Consider the following 25549-nt stretch of genomic DNA (forward strand, 5'->3'; position numbering starts at 1 on the left):
GGCAGACCGCTCCCGCGGCCACCAGTCGGGTGACACTCCTCATTCGGTGACGGTATGCCGCGTGGCTGTGATCCCACGGTGAGCGGCCGTCCAGAGCGTCTCCGAGCCATGCAGTCCTACTAGATCAGTATGGTATCGTTCTCGAACGTCAAGAGTCCCAGCGACAAGCCCCGGCTTGCTGGGCGGCAACCCTCCTCCGCGGTGGGGTGCCCCGGGTGAGGACACGGCGTCGACCCCATGGTCGTCGCAAGCGCGGGCCCTGAGGGCCCAACGGAGACAAGGGCGCCCATGACGCACACCACTGATCGACGCACCCGGGCCACGTGCCTGTGGAGCCGCCGCCACGTCGACCTGTCGCGGGTGAGCAGCGCCCTCTGTCACAGCTGAGCCCGCGAGCCGCTGTCGTATGCCGTCCGCTCCGGTGAACGGGTGCACCGCACCACCGGTGTCCCCTGAGTTCCCCGCCCGGATCCCACCCCCTGCCGCTCCCGCTCCGCGCTGCCTGAGGTAGCGCCGCGACGGTAGCCGAGCGGCGCATCGAGCCTTCCCACGATCCCAGGAGTCCCTGCAGTGCCCACGCAGACCGCATCGTCACAGACGTCAGCACCACCGCGACCGTCACCACAGACCGCAGCAGCGCAGACGCGCCTCGCTGTGGACCTCGCCGAGGAGGGCTACGGGGCCTGGCTGCTCGCGTGGCTCCCCGGCCGGGGAGCTGACTGGCACGGCGACGGCGACAGCGCAGTCAGAGGATCGACCATCCAGCCGAACGTCCTGCAGCAGAAGGGAATCGACTGGTGAGCACCCATGACGTTCACCCCGAGCCGCTCCATCTCGCCGTCGCCCTCGACGGGGCCGGTTGGCATCCCGCCGCATGGCGTGAGCCCGGCGCCAGGTCCCGGGAGCTCTTCACCGCGGCCTACTGGGCCGACGTCGCCGCCATTGCGGAGCGCGGCCTCTTGGACTTCGTCACCATCGAGGACAGCCTCGTGCTGCAGTCCAACGACCCGTTCGCCGACCGCGCCGACGAGCGCACCGACCAGGTGCGTGGACGACTCGACGCAGTCCTCGTCGCAGCGTCGATCGCACCGCTCACGCGGCACATCGGCCTCGTCCCGACCGTGACGACGACCCACACCGAGCCCTTCCACACGTCGAAGTCGCTCGCGACGCTCGACCACGTCAGCCGCGGCCGCGGCGGCTGGCGGGTCCAGGCGGGGGGCGCGAACGGCGAAGCCGGCCACTTCGGCCGCCGCGTGCTGCCCTCCCTCGGTAGCGACTACGCGACCGACCCCAAAGCCTCCGCGGCGCTGCGCGCCCGGTTCGACGAGGCGGCAGACCACGTCGAGGTCGTGCGCCGGCTCTGGGACAGCTGGGAGGACGACGCCGAGATCCGCGACGTCGAGACCGGCCGGTTCATCGACCGCGACAAGCTGCACTACATCGACTTCGAGGGCGAGCACTTCAGCGTCCGTGGCCCGTCCATCACACCGCGACCACCGCAGGGCCAGCCCGTGGTCGCCGCCTTGGCGCACCAGACCATCCCGTACGAGCTCGCCGCCCGCTCGACGGACGTCGTCTTCGTGACGCCCCACGACGATGAGCACGCCAGGAGCATCCTTGCGGAGGTGCGTGACGCCGAGGCGCGAGTCGAGCAGGATCGATTGCCGCTCAAGGTCTTTGCCGACCTCGTCGTCGTCATCGGGGCGAGTGCAGCAGCCGCCCAGGAGCGGCGGCGCCGGCTCGACGAGGTCGCGGGCGCGCCGTTCACCTCCGACGCCCTCATCGTGACGGGCACCGCGGCCGAGCTGGCCGAGTTGCTGCGTCGGTGGCAGGACATCGGCTACGCGGGATTCCGCCTGCGCCCGGCCGTCATCACCGACGACCTCACCGCGATCGTCGACGACCTCGTGCCCGAGCTGCAGGCGGCAGGGAGGTTCCGGACGGCATACGCCGAAGGCACCCTGCGCGAGCGGCTCGGACTGCCTGCCACCGCCAACCGTTACGCCGTCACCACTCCGGTGTGAGAGAAGGAATCCCCATGACGCATCAGCCCAAGCAGGTCATCCTCGGCGCGCACTTCCCGGGCGTCAACAACACGACGGTGTGGAGCGATCCGGCCTCCGGCAGCCACATCGACTTCTCCTCGTTCACCCACTTCGCTCGCACCGCCGAACGCGGCCGCTTCGACTTCCTCTTCCTCGCCGAGGGCCTCCGGCTGCGCGAGCAGCGCGGACAGATCCATGACCTCGACGTCGTGGGTCGCCCTGACACCTTCACCGTCCTGGCCGCCCTCGCGGCCGCGACCGACCACGTCGGCCTCGCGGGCACGATCAACACGACCTTCAACGAGCCGTACGAGGTGGCCCGGCAGTTCGCGAGCCTCGACCACCTCTCGGCGGGGCGCGCTGCGTGGAACGTCGTCACGAGCTCCGACGCCTTCACGGGCGAGAACTTCCGTCGTGGCGGGTTCCTGCCGTATTCCGAGCGCTACGAGCGCGCCGAGGAGTTCATCACGGTGGCCCGGGAGCTCTGGGACTCGTGGAGTCCTGGCGCGATCCTGGCCGAGGGCGGGCAGTTCCTGTCGGACCAGACGGCCGGCGCCTTCGAGCACCATGGCAAGCACTTCGACATCGCCGGTCGGTTCACGGTGCCGCGCAGCCCGCAAGGGCACCCGGTGATCCTCCAGGCCGGCGACTCCAGTGACGGAAGGGAGTTCGCCGCCCGCACGGCCGACGCCATCTTCAGCCGACACTCCACCGCCGAGGCGGGCCGCGCGTTCTGCCGTGACGTCAAGGACCGGCTCGCCCGCTACGGCCGTCGACCGGGGGACCTGAAGATCCTGCCCGCGGCCACGGTCGTGGTCGGCGACACCGACGCGCAGGCCGAGGAGCGCGCCGCCGAGGTCCGTCGTCAGCAGGTCAGTCCCCAGACGGCGATCCTGTTGCTCGAGCAGGTCTGGAACCGTGACCTCTCCGGCTACGACCCCGACGGGCCGCTGCCCACCATCGATCCGCTCGTCTCGGAGACGACGTCGATCGTGCGGGGTCGCGCCCGGCACGTCGGCGACGCCCTCGCCGAGGCCGCACGCTATCGGGCCATCGCGGAGGGGAAGGGTCTCACCATCCGTGAGCTCATCATCGAGCTCACCGGCCGGCAGACGTTCGTGGGCTCGCCGACCACCGTGGCCCGTGCGCTGGAGGAGTCCGTGGCGACCGACGTCAGCGACGGCTTCATCCTCGTCCCCCACCTGACGCCGGGTGGACTCGACGAGGTCGTCGACCGGGTGGTGCCGCTGCTGCAGGAGCGGGGCGTCCTGCGCCGTGACTACCACGAGGGCGCGACGCTGCGTGACCACCTGGGACTGCCGGCCGCGCGACCGGCGGCGGAGTGGCGCGAGAAGGCAATCGGCGTGAGCGCCGTCGACGGCGCTCCCGCCCGGGAGACGGCGTGAGGGCTCCGTCGGGCTCCGTCGTCGAGCTGATCGGCAACCCCCGTCCGGCGTCACGCACGCGCGCCCTCGCGGACCTCGTGGCGGTGAGGCTCAGCCACGCCCTCGGGGAGCCGGGTCCCGTGACCGGGTCGCACGGCATACCGCTGGGGGAGCCGGTCGTCATCGAGCTGGGGGACGCCGTCGGGGTCTCCTTCGGCCCCGAGCCCGTGCGTGTCCGCACGCCGCTCGTCGACCCGTTCGGCACGGTGATCCGGGCCCGACTGCTCGTCGTCGCGACCCCCACCTACAAGGCCACCTACAGCGGCCTCCTCAAGATCTTCCTCGACCAGCTCAGCCAGGGCGACCTCGCTCGGGTCGTCGCGGTGCCCGTGGCCATCGCCGGCGCGCCCGCCCACCGGGAGTCCGTGTCGTCCGCCCTCCACGAGCTGCTCGTCGAGCTCGGGGCACAGGTCCCCGCGCCCGCGCTTGCCCTGTTGGAGAGCGAGGTCGCCGACCAGGAGGCGCACGTCGGGCGCTGGGTGACGGCGTATGCCGCCGGGCTGGCAGAGAGCCTCACCGACCTCTCGCGCGTTGCCGAGACGAGCGGCGCTCACGGATGAGCCGGACCGGCGTCACCCTGCACTGGTTCCTTCCGACGGCTGGCGACAGCCGTCACCTGCTGGGCTCCTTCCACGCCGCCCCGAGCCGGGTGACGGGGAGTCTGGGCTACTGTGCGCCGACGCTGGACTACCTGGGTCAGGTGGCGCGCGCGGCCGACGATCTCGGCTTCACCGGGGTGCTGACGCCGACCGGCACGTGGTGCGAGGATGCATGGCTGACCTCGGCCGCCCTTGCGGCGCAGACGAGTCGGCTGAAGTTTCTCGTCGCCTTCCGGCCCGGGCTCATCTCTCCGACGCTCGCGGCGCAGATGGCAGCCACCTTGCAGCGGCAGACCGGTGGCCGGCTCCTCATCAACATCGTCACCGGCGGAGACGATCTCGAGATGCGCCGCTTCGGTGACTGGCTCGACCACGACGAGAGGTATGCGCGCACCGAGGAGTTCGTCCGGGTGCTCAGGGGGGCTTGGGGCACAGGGCCGTTCGACCTCGACGGTGACCACATCCACGTCGTCGGCGCCACGACGGCCGGGAGCCCCGACCCGGTGCCCGGCATCTACTTCGGTGGGTCGTCGGACCCCGCGATCGGCGTCGCCGCCCGGACTGCTGACGTCTACCTCACGTGGGGCGAGCCACCCGACCTCGCCCGCGCCAAGGTCGACCGGGTCCGGGCAGCTGCGGCGGCTGTGGGCCGGGAGCTGCGCTACGGCATACGGCTGCACGTCATCAGCCGCGGCACCTCCGAGGAAGCGTGGGCCGTCGCCGACCGCCTTCTCGCGCAGTTGAACCCGGAGGTCATCGCCGCGGCGCAGCAGCAGCTGTCGGCCAGCGGCTCGATCGGCCAGCAGCGGATGGTGGCCCTGCACGGTGGGCGCACCGACCAGCTCGAGATCGCCCCCAACCTCTGGGCAGGAGTCGGTCTCGTGCGCGGGGGAGCGGGCACCGCCCTCGTCGGGAGCCATGCCGAGGTGGCGGACCGCATCGCCGACTACCACCGCGATGGGTTCGACGAGTTCATCCTCTCCGGCTACCCCCACCTCGAGGAGGCCTACCACGTCGCCGAGGGAGTCATGCCGGCGCTGCGCCAGCGTGGTCTGCTGAACGAGCCATGACGCAGCCGGCGACCTCTCCGCTGCCGCTGCGTCCCACCCCTCCGGCCGAGCGAGGAGACCACGACGGTCACCGACGCCCTGCTCAGCAGCAACAGGGCCGAGACCGGCCCGCGGGCAACCGCGCTCCCGCCTCGAGCTGCCCCGCTAGGCTCGTGGAACCAGCTCACACCGGCACCGCAGCCCGCAGCGCCGCCTCGGCGGCGCTGACCCGACGAGCCTCCCGAGGGTGACCATGACTGATCTGAGCGCGCCGACCCCCGAGGTCACCTTCGCGCCGTCGGCGGGGCGCACGTTGGGTGTCGAGTGGGAGCTCGGGCTCCTCGACCCGACCACTCTCGACCTCACCTCGCGGGCGGACGAGCTGCTGCGGCTCGCCAACGCTGCCACCGACACCGGCCACGCGCGCCAGACGAAGTCGCGGTCGACGCTGACGAACGAGCTGCTCCGCAACACGGTCGAGATCGTCACCGGCGTATGCGCGAACGCCGAGGAGGCGTCGGCAGACCTCACCGACGGGCTCGAGCGGGTGCAGGCCGCAGCGGGCGAGCTCGGGGTCCTGCTCTACGGCGGCGGCGCACACCCGTTCGCCCGCTGGGAGGACCAGGAGGTCACCGAGGGCCACCGCTACGCGACCCTCATCGACCGCACCCAGTGGTGGGGGCGTCAGATGGTGATCTTCGGAGTCCACGTGCACGTCGGCGTCCGGTCGGCCGCCAAGGTGTGGCCGTTGATCAACGGGCTGCTGACCTACCACCCCCACCTCACGGCACTGTCGGCGTCCTCGCCGTACGGCTCCGGCGCCGACACCGGCTACGCGAGCAACCGGACCATGCTCTTCCAGCAGCTGCCCACCGCAGGACTGCCCTTCCAGTTCGAGACCTGGGCGCAGTACCGCGAGTACCTCCACGACGTCTTCACCACGGGCGTCATCACGGACGCGAGCGAGCTGCGCTGGGACATCAGGCCGTCCCTGCGGCTCGGTACGATCGAGGTCCGCGCCTGCGACGGCTTCGCGAGGACGCAGGACGTCGCGGCCATCGCGGCGCTCATCCACTGCCTCGTCGCCCACCTCGAGGACCAGCTCGACGAGGGCATTCTCGCGCGCCCGCTCCCGCCGTGGCACGTGCAGGAGAACAAGTGGCGGGCGGCCCGCTACGGGTTGGACGCCATCATCATCCGCAACGCCGGCAACAGCGAGGGGCCTGTCGTCGACGACATCCGCGAGCTGCTCTCGCGGCTGGAGCCCACCGCCCGCCAGCTCGGCTGCACGCGTGAGCTCGCGGCCGTCGAGGACATCCTGCAGCGCGGTGCCGGCTACCAGCGGATGCGTGATGCCGTCGCGCGCGAAGGCACCGGCGACCTCCGAGCCGCGGTGCGCTCGATGCTCGTGCCCGACTGCAGCTGACGCTGGCGGCCTCGCCTCGGAGGGGTCGGGCGACTGTTCGCCATCAGTCCCGGAAGACGGTTGCTCAGTCACGACGCATGCTGGCGATGGTCCAGCCGAGACGGGCCGCGACGTCCCTGATGGGCTCGGTCTCCTGCACCGTCTCGGCAGCGCTGTCGTAGCGGAACTCGCGGTCCTCGTCATCGTGGTCGATGAGCAGGGCGAGGCTCGGGCGGTCAGTGCTGAGCGCCCACTCGAGCATCTCGCGGTCGCCGGCGGAGTTGCCCGCAGCCAGCGCGGGCGCTCGCCCGAGCTGGGTCTGGATGTTCGACACCTTGACCTCGCCCTCGTTGGGTCTGCCATCGACCTGCGCCGATCGGCGCAGCGAAGGGCGCCCGCGTTCGTCACGGGAGAACGCATACGTGATGAGGGTTCCGACGACCCGCTCGGGAAGCACTCCGTAGAGGTCGGAGCTCACCGCGCGCACGAACTCCGTGCCGCCACCCGTGACGATGGCAACGGTGAAGCCGCGGTCGTCCAGGGCGTCGAGCAGCTCCAGCATCGGGACGTAGACCGTCGACCGGAGCGGGCGGTCGAGCGTGACGTGACGGGCCCTCGAGAGGAAGTCCCGGACCTCGGCGGCGAACGCCTCCGGTGCCTGTCCGTCGAACAGCTCGAGGAGCGCCATCGCCACCCGCGCCAGTCCCAGGTCGCCGACGGTGGCCCGGTCGCCGGCGAGGAGGGCGGCGTACTCCAGTCGTGACGCCAGCCCCGGATCGGCTGCGGCTCGACGAGCGAGGGCGTCGACGAAGAAGTCGAACTGTGCGTAGGTGGGTCGCTCGGCCCACAGGGTGCCGTCGTTGTCGAAACAGGCGAGGCGGCTGTCGGGCGCCAGTTCGGCCGAGGCTTCGAGGAAGTCGACGAGTGCGTCACGGGTGGCACCCGGCCGCCATGACGGCAGGAGGGCTTGCGGCGTGCCCGGCTCCCGGGACACGCTCAGTCCCCGGAGTCGACGCTGGAGCCCGCGTCGGGCGCGCGGCGCACGCACCGGAACCCGACGTGGCTCATGCCGGTGTCGACCATCTGCGGCCGACGAGCCGCCGGCCGGTAGCGCAGGCAGTAGCTGTCGGCGCACAGGTGCGAGCCACCCTTGATGACCTTGCGACCGACCCGGAACTGCGGTTGCCGGGGGTCGTAGCTCGCCTCGAGGTCGCCGCCACGGGGGTTGCTCGGCGCGCAGCAGGGCGACCCGGCATCGTCGGGGTGACGGGTCGTCCACCAGTCGTCGGTCCACTCCCACACGTTGCCGGCCATGTCGAAGAGGCCATAGCCGTTGGCGGGGAAGCTCCCCACGGGCGACGTCCGGAGGTAGCCGCTCTCGCCGGTGGAGCGCCACGGGAAGTCGAGGCCGTCCCACGTGTTGGCCATGATCCGGCCGTCAGGCCGCGGCTCGTCACCCCACGTGAAGGGTCGGCCGTCGAGACCGCCGCGGGCGGCATACTCCCACTCGGCCTCGGTGGGCAGGGACAGGCCCGCCCACGCCGCGTATGCCGCAGCGTCCTCGTGCGCGACGTGCACCACCGGGTGGTCGCCGAGGCGCTTGACCGAGCTCGAGGGGCCCTCCGGGTGTCGCCAGCTGGCGCCCGGAGTCCACGTCCACCACTGACTGAGGTGGCGCAGGTCGACCGGCCCGTCGGTCGGGGTGAAGACGAGCGAGCCCGGCTGGAGGTTCTCCGGGGGCGCACCGGGGTAGTCGGCGGGGTCGAGCGGGCGCTCGGCCACGGTGACGTATCCCGTGGACGCGACGAACGCCGCGAACTGCTCGTTGGTCACGGCCGCCGGGGTGATGGAGAAGGCGTCCACGCGCACGCGGTGTGTGGGCGCCTCCTCCGGGTAGTGCTCGTCCGATCCCATCGTGAACAGGCCGCCCGGGAGGTCGACGAGCGCGGCTGCGGGCCGGCGCCGACGCGGACGGGCCGACGACTGCCGGGACGCCTTGCTCATGGAGCTCCTCCGAGACGGTGGTCAGGACGGGCCGGTGCCTGCTGGTCGGGGAACCCGCGTCACGAGCTGCCGACCCCGGCCTTGAGCTTCGCCATCACCTGGTTGATGTTGAAGCTGGCCGGCTCCTGGCGGGCGGGGAACTCGATCAGCGTCTCCAGCATCCGGGCGACGTAGGCCTGCGCCGGGATGAACAGCCAGACGTGGTCGAGCACCCAGTCGTAGTAGGTGTTGGAGGTGATGTCGGCCCGCTCGTAGGGGTCGGTCTTCAGGTTGAAGAGCTTGGGGAAGCGCAGCTCGGTGAACGGCTCCTGCCAGATCTGCAGCGTGCCGGTGGCGCGCTGCTCGAGGAAGACGACCTTCCAGTTGTCGTAGCGCAGCGCCGACAGGTCACCGTCGTCGGAGACGTAGAAGAAGTGCTTGCGCGGGCTCTCGTCGGTGGCGCCGGTGAGGTAGTCGAGCTGGTTGTGCCCGTCGAGGTGCACCTTGTACGTCGTGCCGCCCAGGTCGGCTCCGGCCTTGAGACGGTCGGCCACGTCGGGGTCACCGGCTGCGGCGAGCAGGGTGACGAACCAGTCGTTGTGGCTGACGATCCCGTTGAGCACCCGGCCCCCGGGGATCTGCCCGGGCCAGCGGACCATCGCCGGCACCCGGTAGGCGCCCTCCCAGTTCGAGTTCTTCTCGCTGCGGAACGGCGTCATCCCCGCATCGGGCCAGCTGTTCATGTGCGGGCCGTTGTCGGTGGAGTACATGACGATGGTGTTCTCGGCCAGGCCGTTCTCATCGAGGTAGTCGAGCACCGAGCCGACGAGCTCGTCGTGGTCGACCATCGTGTCGTGGTACTCCGACTGCCACCGGCCGGCCTTGCCACGGCTGCCGTCCTTGACGTGCGTCCGGAAGTGCATGTGGGTCGTGTTGAGCCAGACGAAGAACGGAGTGTCCGCGTCCTTGGCGTCTGTCATGAAGCGCATCGCCTCGGGGACCACCTCGTCGTCGATGGTCTTCATCCGCTCCTTGGTCAGCGGGCCGGTGTCCTCGATGCGTGACGTGCCGTCGCCGTTGGCCCACGAGTGGATGACGCCGCGGGGGCCGAAGTTCTTGCGGAAGTTCGGGAACTCCTCCTCGGTGGGGTAGTCGTAGAGCTCGGGCTCCTCCTCCGCGTTGAGGTGGTAGAGGTTGCCGAAGAACTCGTCGAAACCGTGCGCCGTGGGCAGGAACTCGTCCCGGTCACCGAAGTGGTTCTTGCCGAACTGACCCGTCGTGTAGCCCCTCGCCTTCAGGGCGGTGGCGATCGTCGGATCCTCAGCGCGCAGACCGATGTCGGCACCCGGCATCCCCACCTTCGTCAAGCCGGTGCGGTAGGGGTTCTGACCGGTGATGAACGCGGCGCGGCCGGCGGTGCAGCTCTGCTCGCCGTAGTAGTCGGTGAACCGCGCACCCTCCTGCGCGATGCGGTCGATGTTGGGGGTGCGGTACCCCATGAGCCCGTCGGAGTAGCAGCTGAGGTTGCTGATCCCGATGTCGTCGCCCCAGATGATGAGGATGTTCGGCCGGTCGGCCATTGCGCCTCCAGGTGCCGTGCGGATGAAGCCTGTTCATGCACCCTAGGACGGCCGTGACCGCCTGTCCCCGCCATCAGGAAGTGTTCATCCGAGATTGTGACGCGGCGATCCGTCGGCCGAGATGGCCAAGCGCGCGCTGCCGTTCGCGCCGTGCTCGTGGCGGGTGTCGTGCGTCTCGTACATCCGCACGGCGACGACCAGCCCGGAGAGGGCGGTGAGACCGGCGACCACCCAGACCGCGGCCCGCACCCCGAGAGCATCGGCCACCACGCCCGCGAGCAGGGCACCGACCGCGAAGCCGCCGTCGCGCCACAGGCGGTAGACCCCGACGGCGCGAGCTCGCCACGTCGGGTGGGCGACGTCGCCGACAGCGGCGAGCAGTGTGGGGTAGACCATGGCCGTGCCCGCTCCGAGAAGGACCGCGCCGACTGCCCAGAGGCCGAACGACCCGGAGAGGGCGATCACGACGAGAGCGGCCGCCTGCAGCCACATCCCGCCGACGATGAGGCGCTTGCGGCCCCAGCGGTCGGAGAGAGCGCCTGTGACGAGCTGGCCGAGACCCCAGACCGCCGGGTAGAGCGCGGCGAGGATGCCGATCCGGCCCACCGACAGCCCCGCGCCGGTGAAGAGGATCGGGAAGAGCCCCCAGGCCAGGCCGTCGTTGAGGTTGTTGACCATGCCGGCCTGGCTCGCGGACGACAGCGCCGGCTCGCGGAAGCTCGTCTGGATGGCGACCTCGCGGCTCGTCAGGTCGCCGTGCAGGTGGGCGTTTCGTCCGTCCGGTCGCGGCGTGTGCATCGAGGCCTCGAGCCGGGCGTGGCCGTGGGTCTCGCGGACGAAGAGGGTCGAGAGGCCGAGGCCGAGCGCCGCGAAGACGATGCCGAGGAAGAACGGCGTGGGCCGCAGGCCGTGCTCCTGGGCGAGGTAGCCGGTGGCGAGTGCCGTCACGGCGACCGCGAGGTAGCCGGCCGCCTCGTTGAGGCCCATGGCGAGACCGCGGCGGGCCGGCCCCACGAGGTCGATCTTCATGACGACGGTGGTCGACCAGGTCAGGCCCTGGCTCACGCCGAGCAGCACGTTCGCCGCCACGACCCACCCCCAGGACGGTGCCCAGATGAGCAGCAGTGGCACCGGCAGGGCGAGCACCCAGCCGGCGACGAGGACCGGCTTGCGGCCGTAGCGGTCTCCAAGCGTGCCCGCGACGTAGTTCGTGACCGCCTTCGCCAGCCCGAACGCGACGATGAAGGTGAGCGCCGCCGTGTGCGCGTGCAGGCCGAAGTCCGAGGCGGCGAGCAGCGGCACGACGGTCCGCTCCTGACCGAGCATGCCGCCCACGAGCGCGTTGACGCCGACGAGGAGTGCGAACTGCGCGGCATTCTGGCGCAGGCCGAGCCGCGGCGCTGCGACGGCGTCGCGGGTCGTGGTGTCGTTCATGGGTTCCGTTCAGGCAGTGGGCTCCCGGCCCTGGGGAGCCGCGTGCGGGTGCGGCTCAGCACGATGCCGCAATTGGCAAGATCATATACCCGCTGGGGTATGCCGTCCGATTGGCTCGGGAGATGGGACGTGGGTTACGCTGTGCCTCGATAGATACCCCTAGGGGTATATTTTGTCAGACAGTCCGAGGAGACGCTTCATGACCACGACCACGACAGTCAGTGCCCTCGCGGCCGCCCACGCCGACGGCGCCGTCGTCATCGACGTCCGCGAACCCATGGAGTACGTCGGCGGGCACGTGCCCGGCGCCGTGCTCATGCCGATGGGCCAGCTGGCTTCACGGGTGGCCGAGCTCGACCGGACGCGTCCGGTCTTCGTGATCTGTGCGAGCGGCAACCGCAGCCGTGCGATGACCGACTTCCTGACGCGGGCCGGCTTCGACGCCCGCTCGGTCGACGGTGGCACGTCCGAGTGGATCCAGTCCGGTCACCCCGTCGTGAGGGGAACCCGACCCAACGCCGCCTGAGTCCCCGGCCTCGCTCAGCCGAGGCCGCGCTCGGCGTTGAGGCGCTCGAGCTGCGCGCCGACCTCGGCGGGCACGACGCCGGTGCCGGGGAAGCCGAGGATGCGGCCGACGGGGGCCGACCCGATGAGCTTCACCATGTCGGGGTCCTCGAGGAAGCGGGAGAGCCCGTGGCGGACGATCTCCGCAGCCTCCGGGTCGGCCATCACCTCGTCGAGCGACGAGTCGAGCGTGAGGGGCACTGCGACCTCGTCGCCAGCCACGGGCACCGTCGCCCGCACGCGGATGTCGCGGCTCGACGCGCCGACCTCGACGGAATACGACCCGCCCTCGACGACCCACGCGCCCGAGCGGATGTCCCAGCAGGCGAGGTCTGCTCGAGCCACACGCAGCTCGAAGACGCGGCTCTCGCCCGCGGCCAGGGCGACGGAGGCGAAGGCCTTGAGTTCCCGCAGCGGTCGCGCGACCTCGGAGGACGCGAGGCGGGTGTAGACCTGAACGACCTCGCGTCCGTCGCGCTCGCCGGTGTTCGTCACGGTGACGCTCACCGCGAGGCCCTCGGCGTCCGGCGTCACCGACAGCTCGGAGTACTCGAACGTCGTGTAGGACAGCCCGTGGCCGAAGGGGTGGGCGACGTCGACATCGCGGGCGTCGTACCACCGGTAGCCGACGAAGAGCCCCTCGCCGTAGCGCACGTGACCGTGCTCGCCCGGGAAGTCGAGGTAGGCGGGGGAGTCCTGCAGTCGGTGGGGGATCGTCTCGGCGAGGCGTCCGGAGGGGTTGACGGCGCCGTAGAGGACGTCGGCCACGGCGGTGCCGCCGGCCTGTCCGAGAAGCCAGGCCTCGACGACCGCGGCCGAGCGCTTCGTCACGTCACCGACGCGCACGACCCCGCCGTTGGACAGCACGACGACGACGCGGGGGTTCGCGTCGGCCACGGCGTCGAGCAGGGCGAGCTGCTCGACGGGGAGCTCGATGTCGGCGCGGTCGTAGCCCTCCGACTCGAGCTCGGCCGGCAGTCCGATGAAGAGCACGGCGACCTCGCTCGCCGCCGCGACCGCGACGGCCTCGCGCACGAGCTCGTCGGCGGTGGGGGAGGAGGAGTCCGCCTCACCGAGAAGGAAGCCCGCGGCATACGTCACGGCGCCCTCGGCGGCGTGCTCGCGCAGGCCGTCGAGCGCGCTGTCGAGGCGCGTCGGGTTGATGAGCGAGCTGCCGGCGCCCTGGTAGCGCGGCTGGGCCGCGAACGCGCCGATGGCCGCGACTCGCGTCGACGGCGCGAGGGGGAGGATGCCGTCGTTCTCGAGCAGGACGACGCTGCGCGCGGCGACCTCACGGGCGAGGGCGTGGTGGGCGTCGACGTCGTAACCGTCGGCCGCGCCGTGCGCGCTGCCTGAGGAGGCGTGACCGTCGCGCCGCAGCGTCTTCTGCACGAGGTCGACGACGCGCGTCGCGGCGACGTCGAGCACTGCCTCCTCGAGGCTGCCGGCGCGGACCGCCGCGACGATCTCGGCGTCGGTGCGGCCCTCGCTCGACGGCATCTCGAGGTCAAGGCCGGCAGCTACACCGGCGACGCGGTCATCGACCGCGCCCCAGTCCGACATGACGAGCCCGCGGAAGCCCCACTCGTCGCGCAGCACGTCAGTGAGCAGCCACCGGTTCTGTGACGCATAGGTGCCGTTGATCTTGTTGTAGGAGCACATGAGGGTCCACGGCTCGGCCTCCGTCACGACGCGCTGGAAGCCGCGCAGGTAGATCTCGCGCAGGGGCCGCTCGTCGACATCGGCCGAGACGCGCATGCGGTCGGCCTCCTGGTTGTTGGCCGCGAAGTGCTTGAGCGATGCCCCCACGCCCTGGCTCTGCAGCCCGCGCACGAGGGCGGCGCCGAGGACGCCCGAGACGACGGGGTCCTCCGAGAGGTACTCGAAGTTGCGGCCGCACAGCGGGGAGCGCTTGATGTTGATCCCGGGGCCGAGCAGCACGCCGACGCCCTGCGCTGCAGCCTCCTCTCCCAGCGCGGCGCCCACGCGCTCGAGCAGGTCGGGGTCGAAGGTCGAGCCCAGCGCGACGGCCGGGGGGAAGCACGTCGCCGGCTCGCTGTCGGCGAGGCCGACGTGGTCGGCGCCACCGCGCTGCTTGCGCACGCCATGGGGCCCGTCGGTCAGCATGACCTCGGGGATGCCGGCCCGCGCGACGCCCTGGGTGAACCAGAAGCTCGACCCGCTCGTCAGCGACGCCTTCTCCTCGAGCGTGAGCCGGGCGACGACCTCCTCGGGTGTCAGGGCGAGCATTGCCGAGGTGTCGCTGGTCGAGGCTGCGGCGACCTCGGAGCCGTTCTCGGTGGCGTCAGGCTGGAGGTCGGTCATCGTCGTCCTTTCGAGGAGCCGCTGCGGTGCGGCGCATCCAAAACCATACGATGCTCGGTTTTCATCGCGCAAGGGTCGTGTGCGCCGACATACGATGCCGACATGGGTCGGCGGGGTGCGTACGCGAAGGGTGTCGCCAAGCGCGAGGAGATCCTCGACGCTGCCCTGGCCGTCATCGCGCGCAACGGATACCAGCGCACGTCGGTGCGCGACATCGCCGAGGCGGTGGGCCTCAGCCAGGCCGGGCTCCTGCACTACTTCTCGTCGAAGGAGGCCCTCTTCGCCGAGGTGTTGCGCCGCCGCGACGAGGTCGACAAGGAGCGGATGCCGACCGACCCCGCCGCGCGGGTCGAGGGACTCATCGACGTCATGCGTCACAACGCCGACGTGCCCGGCCTCGTCCAGCTCTATGCCGAGCTCTCGACCGAGGCGTCGCACCCCGAGCACGCCGCCCACGACTTCTTCACGCAGCGGTATGCCGTCCTGCGCCGCGAGCTCGGAGAGGCCGTGCGGGCGGCCCAGGAGCGGGGCGAGCTCTCGGCGTCACTGGACCCGGAGTCGGTCGCCACCATCCTGCTCGCCTCGGCCGACGGGCTGCAGACCCAGTGGATGCTCGAGCCACGGCTCGACATGGCCGCCCAGCTCGATCACCTCTGGGCTGCGCTGCGTCGAGTCCCCTGACGTGAAACCAACTGTCCGAGAGAGGAATCCGATGGATCACCTTCGCGATGCCCCACCTGAAGTGATGACCATGGCAGGCGCCGCGCGTGGCTTCCGGCGCGGCGGATCCGCGGCGTTCCTCGGCATCCCGTTCGCCGAGCCGCCCACCGGCTCAAGGCGTTTCGCTGCGCCCGAGCCCAAGGAGGCGTGGCGAGGCGTGCTCGACGCCACGGCATACGGACCGACGCCGCAGCGGCAGGCGTTGTCGGAGACGACCCTCATCCCCGAGCCGTCCGTGCCGGGGGAGTCGACGCTCAACGTCAACGTCTTCACCCCGGTTAGCGAGCCCCACACGGACACAGGGCTGCCCGTGCTCGTGTGGATCCACGGCGGCGGCTTCGTCGCCGGCTCGCCCGCCAGCCCGTGGTACGACGGCCGCGCCTTCAACCGCGACGGCGTCCTCACCGTCACCGTGTCCTACCGGCTCGGCTTCGACGGCTTCGGGTGGATCGAGGGCGCACCGCAGAACCGTGGCGTGCTCGACTGGCTGCTGGCGCTGCGATGGGTGCAGGACAACATCGCTGCCTTCGGCGGCGACCCCGCCCGTGTGACGATCGCAGGCCAGTCGGCCGGGGGCGCAGCCGTGCTCACGCTTCTCGGCATGCCGGCTGCCCAGGGCCTGTTCACCGGCGCCTGGTCGCTGTCCGGGCTCGTGCCGGGCATCACCGCTGACGCGGCGCAGCGGTATGCCGCCCGGCTCGCCTCCGCCGCGGGCGTCACACCCGACCGGGCGGGCTTCGCCTCGCTCGAGGAGGCCGACCTGCTCGCCTGTCAGGACTCGCTCGCGACGGGCGTGGCAGGGGAGGGGCGGACACCGTTCGACCAGGCGCTGGCGCCGGCCCGCGACCTCGTGGTCGAGGGGCTCGGCCTCGGGCCCGTCGTCGACGGCCAGCTCGTGCCCACTCCGACGCTCGACGCCTACCGCGCCGGTGTCGGTCGCGGCGTGCCGCTCGTTCTCGGGGCCACGGACGACGAGTTCTCGCTGCTGATCCACGGGGTCCGTGAGCCGCTTGATGCGGTGTCGGGGTCGGATGCCCTTGCCGCCCTGGGGCTGGTCGAGCCGACCCTCGGTGCCTATCTCGCGGCCCATGCGGACTTCGCGACGTCGGACCTCGTCGGGCGCTACGTCACCGACCGGCTCTTCCGCAGCGCGACCCTCGAGGTTCTCGGCGCACGGGGCGCGTCCCGCTCCTGGCTCTACCGCTTCGCGTGGCCCTCGCCGATCTTCGGCGACGCGGTCCACTGCCTCGACGTGCCGTTCTGGTTCGACTGCCTCGACTCTGAGCGCGTCGAGCAGCTTGCGGGGTCCACTCCGCCGCAGACGCTGGCCGACGAGCTCCACCGTGCCGCAGTCGGTTTCATCGTCGACGGCGACCCCGGGTGGCCGTCGTGGTCCGAGACGAAACGGCCCACCCGGGTCTTCGACACACCCTCCACCGTCGAGCCGGACGGCTACGCCGACACGAGGGCGTTGCTGGAGTGACGCCTCTGTCGCCGGGTTAGGACGCGACCGCGTTCACGAGCGACCAGGCGGTGAAGCCGCCGAGGATGTCGGACACGTCACGGAAGCCCTTGGCCCGCAGGAGGCTGGCGCCGACGCTGCTGCGCCACCCACCCGCGCAGTAGACGACGACGGGCTTGGCCGGGTCGAGCTCGTCACTGCGACGGGCGAGCTCGGCGAGCGGGATGTGCAGGGCGTCGGGCAGCATGCCGGCCTCGAGCTCGCCGGCGTTGCGGATGTCGACGAGCTGCACGTCACCCGATGCGGCGGCCTCCTCGACCTGGGTCGCGGTGAGCCGGCTGGCGCGCTCCACGCGGTCCTGGTGGGAGAGGAAGTAGGCCTCGGGGTCGGGCACGTAGCCGAGCACGTTGTCGAAGCCGATGCGCGCGAAGCGCGTCGCGACCTCCTGCTCCTGGCCCTCGGGCGCGATGATGACGACGCGCTGCTCCGGCGTGAGCACGCTGCCGACGGTCTCGGCCATGCGGCCGTCCCAGGGCACGTTGACCGAGCCCCGGACGTGACCGGCGGCGAACTCCATCTGGTCGCGTGCGTCGTCGAGCACGGCGCCCGCGGCAAGGGCCGCGTCGACCTGCTCGTCGGTGAGCGCCGGAATGGCCGCGTCGGTGCTGCGCACGCCGCGTCCCTGCTTGTTGAGGGTCGCGTTGTAGATGAAGTAGGCCGGTGCCGGGGGCTGGCCGGCGGTGACGACCTCGAGGAAGTCGGCCTCGCTCATCGGCTGGCACGCGTAGTTGAAGGAACGCTGCTCGCCGATCGTCGACTGGCGCTCAGTCGAGAGGTTCTTGCCACAGGAGGAGCCGGCGCCGTGGGCGGGAAAGACGCGCACGGCGTCGGGCAGGCCCATGAGCTTGTGCTGGACGGAGTCGTAGAGCATCCGGCCGAGCTCGTCTGCCGTCACGCCGACGGAGGCGAGCAGGTCGGGGCGGCCGACGTCGCCGATGAAGAGTGCGTCGCCCGTGAGCACGCCGTAGGCCGTGTCGTCGTCGGCGTGCTCGTAGACGAGGACGCTGATCGACTCGGGGGTGTGGCCCGGGGTCGTCATGATCTCGAGCGTCACGTCTCCGAGGCTGATCCGCTCGCCGTCCTCGAGGGAGCGGACCTCGAACTCCGGCTGCGCGGCGGCGCCGTAGCCGATCCAGGCGCCCGTCTCGCGGGCCAGCTCGAGGTGGCCGGAGAGGAAGTCGGCGTGGAAGTGGGTGTTGATGATGCCGACGATGGTCAGGCCGCGGGCCGACGCGTCGTCGAGGTACTCCGCCACGTCCCGGCGCGGGTCGACGACAACGGCTTGGCCGGTCGTCTCGTCGCCCACGAGGTAGGACGCCTGCGAGAGGCAGTCGAGGTAGTACTGGCTGAAGTACATGAGTCTCCTTCGGGTTGCGGCGGCAGCTCTTGGAACCATCGTAACCCATACCCCTAGGGGTATATTCCACCCGCCGGCATCGGCTTCACGAAGGCTTCACACTGGGCAGGCCAGTCCCTTCACGGCGGCGAGGTTCACTCGAACCAGAGGGAGTCGGTGAAAGACCCCCAGAGCCACCACGATGAAGGAGCCGATCATGAACACCACCTGGAGGACCCGAACCGCGATCATCGCCGGCGCGACCGTCATCCTTGCTGGCGGAGCGACGGTGGCGGTGGCCGGTGCAACGACCGTCACGGGCGCCGCGCCGACCGTTGCGATGGCGGCTTCGGTTGACGCCGCCACCGCGAAGGGCCTGGCCTTCACCCGGGAAGAGGAGCAGATGGCCCGCGACCTCTATCGGGCGCTCGCCGACCAGTACGACGGGGCGATGCCGTTCAGCATGATCGTGGGCAGCGAGCAGCGGCACTTCGACTCCGTCGGAGTCCTGCTCACCCGCTACGGCATCGCCGACCCGTCTGCTGGCGCGTCGGCCGGCAGCTATGCCGACCCGGCGATCCAGAAGCTCTACGACGGCTGGCTGGCCGAGGGCAAGACGTCGCTCGCGGCGGCATACGGCGTCGGTGTCGCTCTGGAGAAGCGTGACATCGCGGACCTCGACACGGTGATCGCCGCGACCTCGGCGACGGACGTCAAGGCGCTCTACACCCAGCTGCAGAACGCGTCGAAGCACCACCTCGCCGCGTACGAGGCCGCCGTCGACGGCCGGACGATGGGGCCGGGCGCCGGCATGGGGGCGGGCATGGGTGCGGGCATGGGGCGCGGCTACGGCTACGGCAACGCGCCGGGGACTGGTCAGGGTCGAATGGGCCCGGGCAATGGCACGGGCCAGGTTGCTGACTGCCCGATGCACGACGCGACCGACTCGACCGACTCGTGAGGCACTGAGCAGGCCCGTGGAGGGTTGGCGCTGCCACGGCAGCGCCCGCCCTCCACGCGACTCGCGACAGGCGCCGCATCAGTCGGCGCTCAGAACGCAGTCCGCGCGCCGGCACGGGTGCGCGGCGCCCTCCCACCCCCGCTGCTGGAGGATGAGCGCCAGGTCGCGCGCCGTGTCGCACGGAGTACCCGCGACATCGGGCCAGTGGACCCTCACCGTGAGCCATTCACGGGTCGCGTTGGTGCGGTCGCGGCGGCCGTCCTTCTGCTGGGCGATCCAGCCGGCATGACCGAGCCGACCGTCGACCTCGACCTTGAGCCGCTGCTCCTCGTAGTCGTTGTCACACACCGTGCCGCCCGGACCTGGCGCTTGGCGCGCCGCGACCGGCAGACCGTGGGCCCTCTCGACGTCGCGCAGGTAGCGGCGCTCTGCACTGCTCTCAGCGCCTGCCCCGATGTCGCTCAGCGCCTCGGACAGATCCGACCGGTGCGTCTGGTTCGGCCGGCTCAGGAGGGTCAACCGGAGGTTGTGCACCGTCGTCCGTCCGGTCTGGCAGGCCTTCGCGATGAGCGCGACCGCTGTGTCGAGGGAAGCGCCCTGGGCGAGGTCGAAGACCGTGTGGTCGAGGTTGACTCGGTGCGGCCACTCCCGCTCGTCCATCCGCTCCGTTGCGTGACGGCTCCGAGTCACGACGAGGTCCCCGGTCGAGGTGGGCCGCCGCGTCGCGGGAACGACGATGTGGAGCCGGGGTCCGGGGGTGGGCAGAATCCTCCAGAGGAATCCGGCGCTTGGCCCGCACAAAGCGCTCGGGGTGCCGACGTGGAGCAGCGCTGCCTGGGCTCGGGTCAGCCAGTCGTCTCGGCCGGGCATCGTCTGGTAGACGCCTCGGTGCAGCTGGACCCAACGGCCGGAGCCGACGCGCCACCTGATCGCTGCGTCGGTCAGTCCTGACGCCAGGGCTCGCTGACGTGTGATCAGACCGAAGTGCGCCCGGGCGAAGGAGCCGAGTTCCTGGGACATCGGGCCATGGTGACCAGAGTCAGTGCCGGGTTGCCCTGGTTGTCCCCAGACCGCGGCACCGGCCCCACCCCTGTGGAGGGTTGGCGCTGCCAGGGCGGCGCCAACCCTCCACAGGGGTGGGGCCTAGCGACTCTGGCCCGGGAGTCCGCTGAGTGGCAGGCGAGCCGTGAAGGTCGCGCCCAGACCCCGGCCCGGCGACTGCGCCGTCAGGTCACCACCGTGGGCGCGCATGATGCCCCGGGCGACGGTGAGCCCGATGCCCGACCCGGTGTCGCCCTCGACCGCACGCCGGCGGGGCACGCGGTAGAACCGCTCGAAGACCCGCTCGAGGTCTGCGACGTCGAGGCCCTCGCCGGTGTCGGTGACCTCGACGATCGCGTCCGCGTGCTCGGCGCGGCAGCGCACCTGCAGCTCGCCGCCCGGCGGGGTGGCGCGGATCGCGTTGCCGAGCATGTTCGTCACGACCTGCGAGATCCGGTCGGCGTCAGCTGCGACCCCGGCCGGCGAGGTTCCGGTGTCGACCACGAGACGCAGCCCGGAGTCCTCGGCCTGGGGGCGCAGCCGCTCGGCGGCCGCGCGGGTGATCGATCCGAGGTCCACCTGCCGCAGCTCGAGCCCCAGCCGCCCCTCCTCCGCCCGCGACAGGGCCGACAGGTCGTCCGACAGGCGGCGGAGGCGTCGCACCTCGTCGCTCACCCGGCTGAGCTCGGCGGCGCCGGGCGGCATGACGCCGTCGATCATCGCCTCGACGTAGCCGTCGATGACCGTGAGCGGCGTGCGCATCTCGTGGGCCACCTCTCCGAGCAGCCGCACGCGTCGCGCCTCGGTCTCGGCGAGGCCCCGGCCGAGGGTGTTGACGTCGGTGGCGAGCTCCGCCAGCTCGGTCTCGTGGGGGACCGGCACGGGCACGGCATACCTGCCCTGCGCCATCTCGCGGGTCGCGGCGCGCACCGCGGCGAGCGGGCGGACGAGGCGGTATGCCGCGAAGGTGCCGAACACCGCGGCAGCCACCGCACCCACGAGCGCGCCGACGAGCAGCGCTCCCTGGACGGCGTCGGCGAACTGCTGACGCAGGGTGCCGGCGCCCTGACCGCCGCCCATTCCGCCCATCCCCGACATCCGCATGCTCTCGTCGAAGAGGGCGGGAGCGAGCTGGCGCACGATGACGAAGGTGGCGGCGGCGCCGAGCACGGCGACGAGGAGGTGAGAGAGGACGAGGCGCACGTCGAGGCGGTTCATCGTCCGACCTCCGCGGGGTCGAGGAGGAACTTGTAGCCGACGCCGCGGACGGTGCCGATGATGCGCGGCGAGCTGGCGTCGTCACCCAGCGCCTTACGCATGCTGCGGATGTGCACGTCGACGACTCGCTCGTCACCGTAGAAGTCATAGCCCCAGACCTTCTCGAGCAGCTGCGAACGCGAGAACACCCGGCCGGGAGAGGTTGCGAGGGCGATGAGGAGGTCGAGCTCGAGCGTGGACAGCGAGACCGTCGTGTCGTCCACGGCCACCTCCCTGCGCTCCGGGTCGATGACCATTCCGTCGAAACGGAGGGCCGGGTCATCCTGCTGAGCAAGGGTTTCCGGACTGTCCGGCCGGATCCGACGGAGCACCGTCTTGACCCGGGCGACGACCTCGCGCGGGCTGAACGGCTTGGTGACGTAGTCGTCCGCCCCGACGCCCAGGCCGACGAGCTTGTCGACCTCCTCTGCCCGAGCGGTGACGAGGATGACCGGCAGCTGTGACTGCTGCCGGATCGTGCGCAGCACCTCGAGCCCGTCGATGTCGGGCAGCCCGACGTCGAGGAGCACGAGCTCCGGTGCGCCGCGTGAGGCGGTGGCCTGTCGAAGCGCCTCACGGCCGGAGCCGCACTCGATCACCTCGAAGCCGTCCGCCTCGAGATAGGCCCGCAGCACCGTGCGGATCTGTGGCTCGTCGTCGACGACGAGGATGCGTCGTGCCACCGGTCACCTCCCGGGCTCGGGCTCGCTCCCAGCCTAGGAGCAACCGGTGGGGCGGGTGCGTCGGGTCGGCGTCGGGTCGGTGTCGGGTCGGTGTCGGGTCGGTGTCGGGTCTCAGGACGACGTGAGGTCGGCGAGAACCGCGAGGGTGTCCGGGTTCTCGAAGAAGCTCACGTGGTCGGTTGCGACGGTGTGCAGCACCGGGGCGGGGTTGCGCCCGGCAGGCAGCGTCGAGGCGCTCTTCACCGACACGGCGAGGTCGTTGGGCTGGTCGAAGAAGACGAGGTCGACGACGTCACTGCCGATCCGTGAGGGAGACAGGCGGGCCATGAGCCTCGCGATGCGCCCGGTCGGCACAGCCTCGGTCGAGGGGGCGAGCGAGCGGTTGCCGACGATGACGTCGTAGCGCGCACTCGGGTCGGGGGCTGCGGCGAGCCGCTTGAGGAACGCGGACTGCGCCTGCATCTCGTCGAGGGCGGTGTCGACCTTCTCGACGGCGCCGAGCAGCGCGGACAGTGCGGTGACGGGCCACGCCACGGGGATGAAGCCGTTGGCGAGCAAGGCGATTGCCGCCGTCGCCCAGCGCTGCACCGAGGGCCACGGCGAGCCGGCGTTCGGGGTGCCCAGGGTGATGAGGTGGGTAATGTCGACCCCTCCGTCGATCTCGACGAGGTGGCGACTGACGAGCCCGCCCATCGAGTGGGCGACGACGTCGAGACGCTTGCCGTGACCGCTCGCGAGCCCGACGTCGCGCAGCATGGATCGCAAGGACGCCGCATTCTCCTCGATCGGGGTGTCGAGGTTCTCGTAGTCGAACGCGAGGACGACGTCGTAGCGTTCGCCGATGGGCGCGACCGCCCCGCTGATGCGTGAGCTCCTCACCATCCCCTCGGTGTCACCGATGATCCCGTGCACGTAGAGCACGACGGAGTCGGCAGCCTGCACCGCGTGCTTCACGACGGAGATCTCCGACTCGTAGGCCACGGAGCCCTCGCCGTCCACGGTCGCCATCCGCAGCAGCGGGTAGGCGGGCGGCAGCCCGAGAGCCTTGCCGACGAGCTTGCGGAAGAGGATGCGGATCGACCCCGTCAGGCTGCGCTGGGTCGACACGGGGTCGCTCAGGCGCTGGAGGACGATCTCCGTGGCGTTGCCCGACCGCCGGGCGAAACCGAGCGGCACGTAGAACTCGCCGTCCCACGCCAGCGGCAACACGTGGGCGTCGGGGTCGAGCGGCCGGTCGAGGTGCAGCACGAGCGGCTGCGCGGCCGTGACCGCGGCAGGGTCAGCGCCCCCGTCGAGGGTGATCACGAGAGCGTCGGTCTGCGACTCGTCGCCTCGGGTGGAGATGAGCCCGAAGGGTGTGGTCCCCGCTTCTTGGAGAGGGCTGGGCACGGGAGCGGCCCCGAGGTCCCGGGTCGCGTCGGGTGCCCCCGAGAGCTGGACCGTCGCGCGGAGGCTGGGGTGCGGAGCGATGCGGACACCGGGCGCCACCTCCACCGGGTGGTCGGACGTGATCGCGACACCGGGGCGCGGCCGGACAGCGACGACCTGGATGTCGACCGTCATCCAGTCGGCTCTCGAGTCGCCGGCGCCGACCGGCTTGGCCCGGCGGGTGCCGACATGGTCGAGGAGGCGGTCGAGGCTCGACATCGGGCCGGCCCCCCGCACGGTGGCCCCGGCACGCAGGGGAGCAGACACCTCGAGGTCGGGCTGCGCCAGCATCCGGGGGTCGAACTCGTCCGTGCTGACGATGAGCTTCAGCAGGTCGGTGACCTCGGTGACGCCGGCCTCCCACAGCTCGTCGGGCACGCTGGTCTCGAGTTCGATGGGGTGGCTCTGGTCCTTCCCGAGCTCCATCGACCCGGCCGCGATCGCGTCGGCATAGATCCCGAAGGTGTCGGTGAGGTCGAGCAGTGCGACCCAGAGCGGGCGCTGGGACGTGTTGGTGAGGGTCACGGTGAACGGACGTGGCTTCTGGTTCCCGGAGCCGTCCGTGGCGTAGTCGAAGCGCCAGAGCCCGTCGACCTCGGCGAACGGCTCCTCACCGGGTGCGGTCTGCGCCTCGACGGTGACTGCCACCGTGTCGCTGGAGAGGTGGGTGCCCGGGTTGCGCAGGTCGGCCACGCGCTGCCAGGCGGCGATGTGCTCGAGCACTCCGATGGCTTCGTCCGGGGTGCCGGCCCGGGGGCACAGGTCCCGCTCGCTGGCGATGCGGCTGATGGCGTAGCCGGACCCGTCCGGGGTGACCTGTACCTGTGCCTGCTCGCCCGACTCCGGGTCGGCCTCGGCGACGAGCAGCGGTCCGTGCTCGTCGCGGTCGGCGAGGGCCGCTCTGAGGGCCTTCGTGCCGGGGCCCGGGTCGAGGCGAGCGAGGAGCGGTGGCAGAGGGGTGGCCGTCACCACGGCCCGGTAGCTGCGCGCCGGATCGAGCTCACCCGTGGTGAGCGTGAGGGTGGCGTCTGCCGACCGTGCCGCCGTGACCGCCCCGGTGGCGACGACGGCGTCGTGGCTGTCCGTGATCGCGACCAGCGTCTGCTCGTCGCGCACGGGGGCAGCGAGCCCGTGCATCGCGCCGCCGTCGACGGTCCAGTTCCGGCCGTCGTGGGTCACGACGAAGTAGCGCGGGGTCGCCCTGACGGCGCCACCGAGGAAGGGGCGGTCGAGGTCGTCGGTCGACGTGGTCTCGAGCTGCGGTGACTGGTAGCGCACCGTCCGGCGCACCTGGGCACTGACCTGGCGGTGGATCTCACGGTAGGTGAGGGCGTCTCCCGCGGTGCTCAGGGCGACTTCGAGGGCGGCAGACATCGCACCGCGATGGGCACCGCCCTGCACGACCTCCTTCGACGTCTCGTTGGCGCGACAGCCGGTGAGCAGGACGTGGGGGGCGTTGGGCATCGTCCAGCCGCTGTCGCCGAGGGCATCCCGCTCCGGCAGCCGCGATGCCACGAGCTCGTCGACGTGGTCGCGGTCGAAGAGGAAGCTCTCGAGGGGGCGTGGCCTGCGGTCGGTCGGCGCCTGTCGTCCCGCCAGGCCGTCCTCGAGCGGGGCGCGGGTGCCGCTGCCGGAGTGACAGCAGTCGAGGACGATGACGACGTGGGGATCCGAGGCGGCCACCTCGGCGATCAGCACGGACAGTTCCTTGTCCGCGAGGTCCCACTGCCCCTCCGTCCTGCTGTCGTGCAGCACCAGGGTCTCGTCGAGGTGGTCCGGCTCGAGGTGCCACCACTGCTCGGGAGCAGGCTCCTGGGATCCGTGGCCGCTGTAGTAGAAGAGCGCCACGTCGTCCGCGGTGGCCTGGGCGAGGTGCTCGCGGAAGCCGGTGATGACGGCTGCGCGGGTCGCCTCCTCGTCGACGAGGGCGCGGACGTGCAGGGCGTTGCTGCTCACCCGGGCGGTGAGCAGCGCCTCGATGGCCTCGATGTCGTTGCGGCAGCCGCTCAGCGCCGGCACGGGCGCGGGGTAGGCATCGATGCCGACGAGCAGGGCGTAGACGTTGCGCGTCGCAGGCGTGGGCGTAGCCGTGGGTGTCATGACGTGCCTCCGAGTCGTGGCCGGGTGGCCGGTCGAGCTGCGATGTCGCGGCCGGGTGGTGTCCCCGGT

The 25549-nt window shown here is 71.3% G+C and carries 21 protein-coding genes and 1 riboswitch; of the genes, 11 read left to right on the forward strand and 10 right to left on the reverse strand.

What is annotated here, in order from left to right:
• Positions 1–146: 146 nt before the first annotated feature.
• Positions 147–259, forward strand: a riboswitch (SAM riboswitch).
• A gap of 29 nt (positions 260–288) precedes the next feature.
• The 7 genes from FHX52_RS24770 to FHX52_RS16265 all read left to right on the forward strand — a co-directional run bounded on the left by FHX52_RS24770 (position 289) and on the right by FHX52_RS16265 (position 6567).
• Positions 289–387: a putative leader peptide gene (locus FHX52_RS24770; protein ID WP_425460115.1), complete on the forward strand. Its 99-nt coding sequence runs from the start codon at positions 289–291 to the stop codon at positions 385–387.
• 183 nt (positions 388–570) lie between these two features.
• The gene (locus FHX52_RS16240; protein WP_141823350.1) at positions 571–801 is read left to right on the forward strand and encodes a hypothetical protein; all 231 of its coding nucleotides are present in this window, start codon (positions 571–573) and stop codon (positions 799–801) included.
• On the forward strand, positions 798–2027 hold the full coding sequence (locus tag FHX52_RS16245; protein WP_221630624.1) for an LLM class flavin-dependent oxidoreductase: 1230 nt from the start codon (positions 798–800) through the stop codon (positions 2025–2027). Before FHX52_RS16240 ends, FHX52_RS16245 begins: the two co-directional genes overlap by 4 nt.
• Before the next feature lie 14 nt (positions 2028–2041).
• Positions 2042–3454, forward strand: a complete 1413-nt coding sequence (locus FHX52_RS16250) for an NtaA/DmoA family FMN-dependent monooxygenase (RefSeq protein ID WP_141823352.1) — start codon at positions 2042–2044, stop codon at positions 3452–3454.
• Entirely contained in the window at positions 3451–4053 is a 603-nt protein-coding gene (locus FHX52_RS16255; RefSeq protein ID WP_185747323.1) for an NAD(P)H-dependent oxidoreductase, read from the forward strand. Before FHX52_RS16250 ends, FHX52_RS16255 begins: the two co-directional genes overlap by 4 nt.
• Complete coding sequence (locus FHX52_RS16260) at positions 4050–5162, forward strand: LLM class flavin-dependent oxidoreductase (protein ID WP_141823354.1); 1113 nt, start codon at positions 4050–4052, stop codon at positions 5160–5162. The genes FHX52_RS16255 and FHX52_RS16260 overlap by 4 nt, the downstream gene beginning before the upstream one ends.
• 232 nt (positions 5163–5394) lie before the next feature.
• Positions 5395–6567, forward strand: coding sequence for a glutamate--cysteine ligase (locus FHX52_RS16265; protein ID WP_141823355.1), 1173 nt, complete (start codon positions 5395–5397; stop codon positions 6565–6567).
• A gap of 64 nt (positions 6568–6631) precedes the next feature.
• Here FHX52_RS16265 and FHX52_RS16270 read toward each other — a convergent pair whose 3' ends face one another.
• From FHX52_RS16270 to FHX52_RS16285, 4 genes are all read right to left on the reverse strand, one after another.
• Positions 6632–7540: an HAD family hydrolase gene (locus FHX52_RS16270; protein ID WP_185747324.1), complete on the reverse strand. Its 909-nt coding sequence runs from the start codon at positions 7538–7540 to the stop codon at positions 6632–6634.
• Between the two features lie 2 nt (positions 7541–7542).
• A complete protein-coding gene (locus FHX52_RS16275) occupies positions 7543–8550 on the reverse strand; it encodes a formylglycine-generating enzyme family protein (protein WP_141823356.1) in 1008 nt (335 codons plus the stop codon).
• Between the two features lie 59 nt (positions 8551–8609).
• Positions 8610–10109, reverse strand: a complete 1500-nt coding sequence (locus FHX52_RS16280) for an arylsulfatase (protein ID WP_141823357.1) — start codon at positions 10107–10109, stop codon at positions 8610–8612.
• Between the two features lie 84 nt (positions 10110–10193).
• Positions 10194–11543, reverse strand: a complete 1350-nt coding sequence (locus tag FHX52_RS16285) for an MFS transporter (RefSeq protein WP_141823358.1) — start codon at positions 11541–11543, stop codon at positions 10194–10196.
• 199 nt (positions 11544–11742) lie between these two features.
• Between FHX52_RS16285 and FHX52_RS16290 the strand changes: the two genes are divergently transcribed.
• Positions 11743–12069, forward strand: a complete 327-nt coding sequence (locus FHX52_RS16290; RefSeq protein ID WP_141823359.1) for a rhodanese-like domain-containing protein — start codon at positions 11743–11745, stop codon at positions 12067–12069.
• A gap of 14 nt (positions 12070–12083) precedes the next feature.
• Here the strand turns inward: FHX52_RS16290 and FHX52_RS16295 are convergent, their stop codons facing one another.
• Positions 12084–14357 carry a glycoside hydrolase family 3 C-terminal domain-containing protein gene (locus tag FHX52_RS16295; RefSeq protein WP_141823747.1) on the reverse strand — a complete coding sequence of 758 codons (2274 nt, stop codon included), beginning with the start codon at positions 14355–14357 and terminating at the stop codon, positions 12084–12086.
• A 177-nt stretch (positions 14358–14534) separates the two neighbouring features.
• Here FHX52_RS16295 and FHX52_RS16300 point away from each other — a divergent pair, with 177 nt between their 5' ends.
• The gene (locus FHX52_RS16300; RefSeq protein ID WP_141823360.1) at positions 14535–15113 is read left to right on the forward strand and encodes a TetR/AcrR family transcriptional regulator; all 579 of its coding nucleotides are present in this window, start codon (positions 14535–14537) and stop codon (positions 15111–15113) included.
• A 31-nt stretch (positions 15114–15144) separates the two neighbouring features.
• The gene (locus tag FHX52_RS16305) at positions 15145–16635 is read left to right on the forward strand and encodes a carboxylesterase/lipase family protein (protein WP_141823361.1); all 1491 of its coding nucleotides are present in this window, start codon (positions 15145–15147) and stop codon (positions 16633–16635) included.
• 16 nt (positions 16636–16651) lie between these two features.
• Here FHX52_RS16305 and FHX52_RS16310 read toward each other — a convergent pair whose 3' ends face one another.
• Positions 16652–18031, reverse strand: a complete 1380-nt coding sequence (locus FHX52_RS16310; protein WP_141823362.1) for an MBL fold metallo-hydrolase — start codon at positions 18029–18031, stop codon at positions 16652–16654.
• A gap of 196 nt (positions 18032–18227) precedes the next feature.
• Between FHX52_RS16310 and FHX52_RS16315 the strand changes: the two genes are divergently transcribed.
• A complete protein-coding gene (locus tag FHX52_RS16315) occupies positions 18228–18971 on the forward strand; it encodes a ferritin-like domain-containing protein (RefSeq protein WP_185747325.1) in 744 nt (247 codons plus the stop codon).
• 78 nt (positions 18972–19049) lie between these two features.
• Here the strand turns inward: FHX52_RS16315 and FHX52_RS16320 are convergent, their stop codons facing one another.
• The 4 genes from FHX52_RS16320 to FHX52_RS23940 form a co-directional block, all read right to left on the reverse strand.
• Positions 19050–19991 carry a type IV toxin-antitoxin system AbiEi family antitoxin domain-containing protein gene (locus FHX52_RS16320; RefSeq protein ID WP_141823364.1) on the reverse strand — a complete coding sequence of 314 codons (942 nt, stop codon included), beginning with the start codon at positions 19989–19991 and terminating at the stop codon, positions 19050–19052.
• Between the two features lie 123 nt (positions 19992–20114).
• Complete coding sequence (locus FHX52_RS16325; RefSeq protein ID WP_141823365.1) at positions 20115–21230, reverse strand: sensor histidine kinase; 1116 nt, start codon at positions 21228–21230, stop codon at positions 20115–20117.
• On the reverse strand, positions 21227–21952 hold the full coding sequence (locus tag FHX52_RS16330; protein ID WP_141823366.1) for a response regulator: 726 nt from the start codon (positions 21950–21952) through the stop codon (positions 21227–21229). The genes FHX52_RS16325 and FHX52_RS16330 overlap by 4 nt, the downstream gene beginning before the upstream one ends.
• A 111-nt stretch (positions 21953–22063) precedes the next feature.
• Positions 22064–25480 (reverse strand): caspase family protein, encoded by a 3417-nt coding sequence (locus FHX52_RS23940; protein ID WP_185747326.1) that lies wholly within the window; start codon positions 25478–25480, stop codon positions 22064–22066.
• Between the last annotated feature and the right edge of the window lie 69 nt (positions 25481–25549).

The sequence above is a fragment of the Humibacillus xanthopallidus genome, assembly GCF_006717145.1.
In the GTDB taxonomy this organism is placed as follows: Bacteria; Actinomycetota; Actinomycetes; order Actinomycetales; family Dermatophilaceae; genus Humibacillus; species Humibacillus xanthopallidus.

Coding starts and splice junctions, on each gene's coding strand:
- FHX52_RS24770 (WP_425460115.1), top strand. CDS start 289: ATGACGCACACCACTGATCGACGCACCCGGGCCACGTGCCTGTGGAGC.
- FHX52_RS16300 (WP_141823360.1), top strand. CDS start 14,535: ATGGGTCGGCGGGGTGCGTACGCGAAGGGTGTCGCCAAGCGCGAGGAG.
- FHX52_RS16260 (WP_141823354.1), top strand. CDS start 4,050: ATGAGCCGGACCGGCGTCACCCTGCACTGGTTCCTTCCGACGGCTGGC.
- FHX52_RS16290 (WP_141823359.1), top strand. CDS start 11,743: ATGACCACGACCACGACAGTCAGTGCCCTCGCGGCCGCCCACGCCGAC.
- FHX52_RS16315 (WP_185747325.1), top strand. CDS start 18,228: ATGAACACCACCTGGAGGACCCGAACCGCGATCATCGCCGGCGCGACC.
- FHX52_RS16295 (WP_141823747.1), bottom strand. CDS start 14,357: ATGCTCGCCCTGACACCCGAGGAGGTCGTCGCCCGGCTCACGCTCGAG.
- FHX52_RS16285 (WP_141823358.1), bottom strand. CDS start 11,543: ATGAACGACACCACGACCCGCGACGCCGTCGCAGCGCCGCGGCTCGGC.
- FHX52_RS16305 (WP_141823361.1), top strand. CDS start 15,145: ATGGATCACCTTCGCGATGCCCCACCTGAAGTGATGACCATGGCAGGC.
- FHX52_RS16310 (WP_141823362.1), bottom strand. CDS start 18,031: ATGTACTTCAGCCAGTACTACCTCGACTGCCTCTCGCAGGCGTCCTAC.
- FHX52_RS16265 (WP_141823355.1), top strand. CDS start 5,395: ATGACTGATCTGAGCGCGCCGACCCCCGAGGTCACCTTCGCGCCGTCG.
- FHX52_RS16280 (WP_141823357.1), bottom strand. CDS start 10,109: ATGGCCGACCGGCCGAACATCCTCATCATCTGGGGCGACGACATCGGG.
- FHX52_RS16320 (WP_141823364.1), bottom strand. CDS start 19,991: ATGTCCCAGGAACTCGGCTCCTTCGCCCGGGCGCACTTCGGTCTGATC.
- FHX52_RS23940 (WP_185747326.1), bottom strand. CDS start 25,480: ATGACACCCACGGCTACGCCCACGCCTGCGACGCGCAACGTCTACGCC.
- FHX52_RS16275 (WP_141823356.1), bottom strand. CDS start 8,550: ATGAGCAAGGCGTCCCGGCAGTCGTCGGCCCGTCCGCGTCGGCGCCGG.
- FHX52_RS16250 (WP_141823352.1), top strand. CDS start 2,042: ATGACGCATCAGCCCAAGCAGGTCATCCTCGGCGCGCACTTCCCGGGC.
- FHX52_RS16325 (WP_141823365.1), bottom strand. CDS start 21,230: ATGAACCGCCTCGACGTGCGCCTCGTCCTCTCTCACCTCCTCGTCGCC.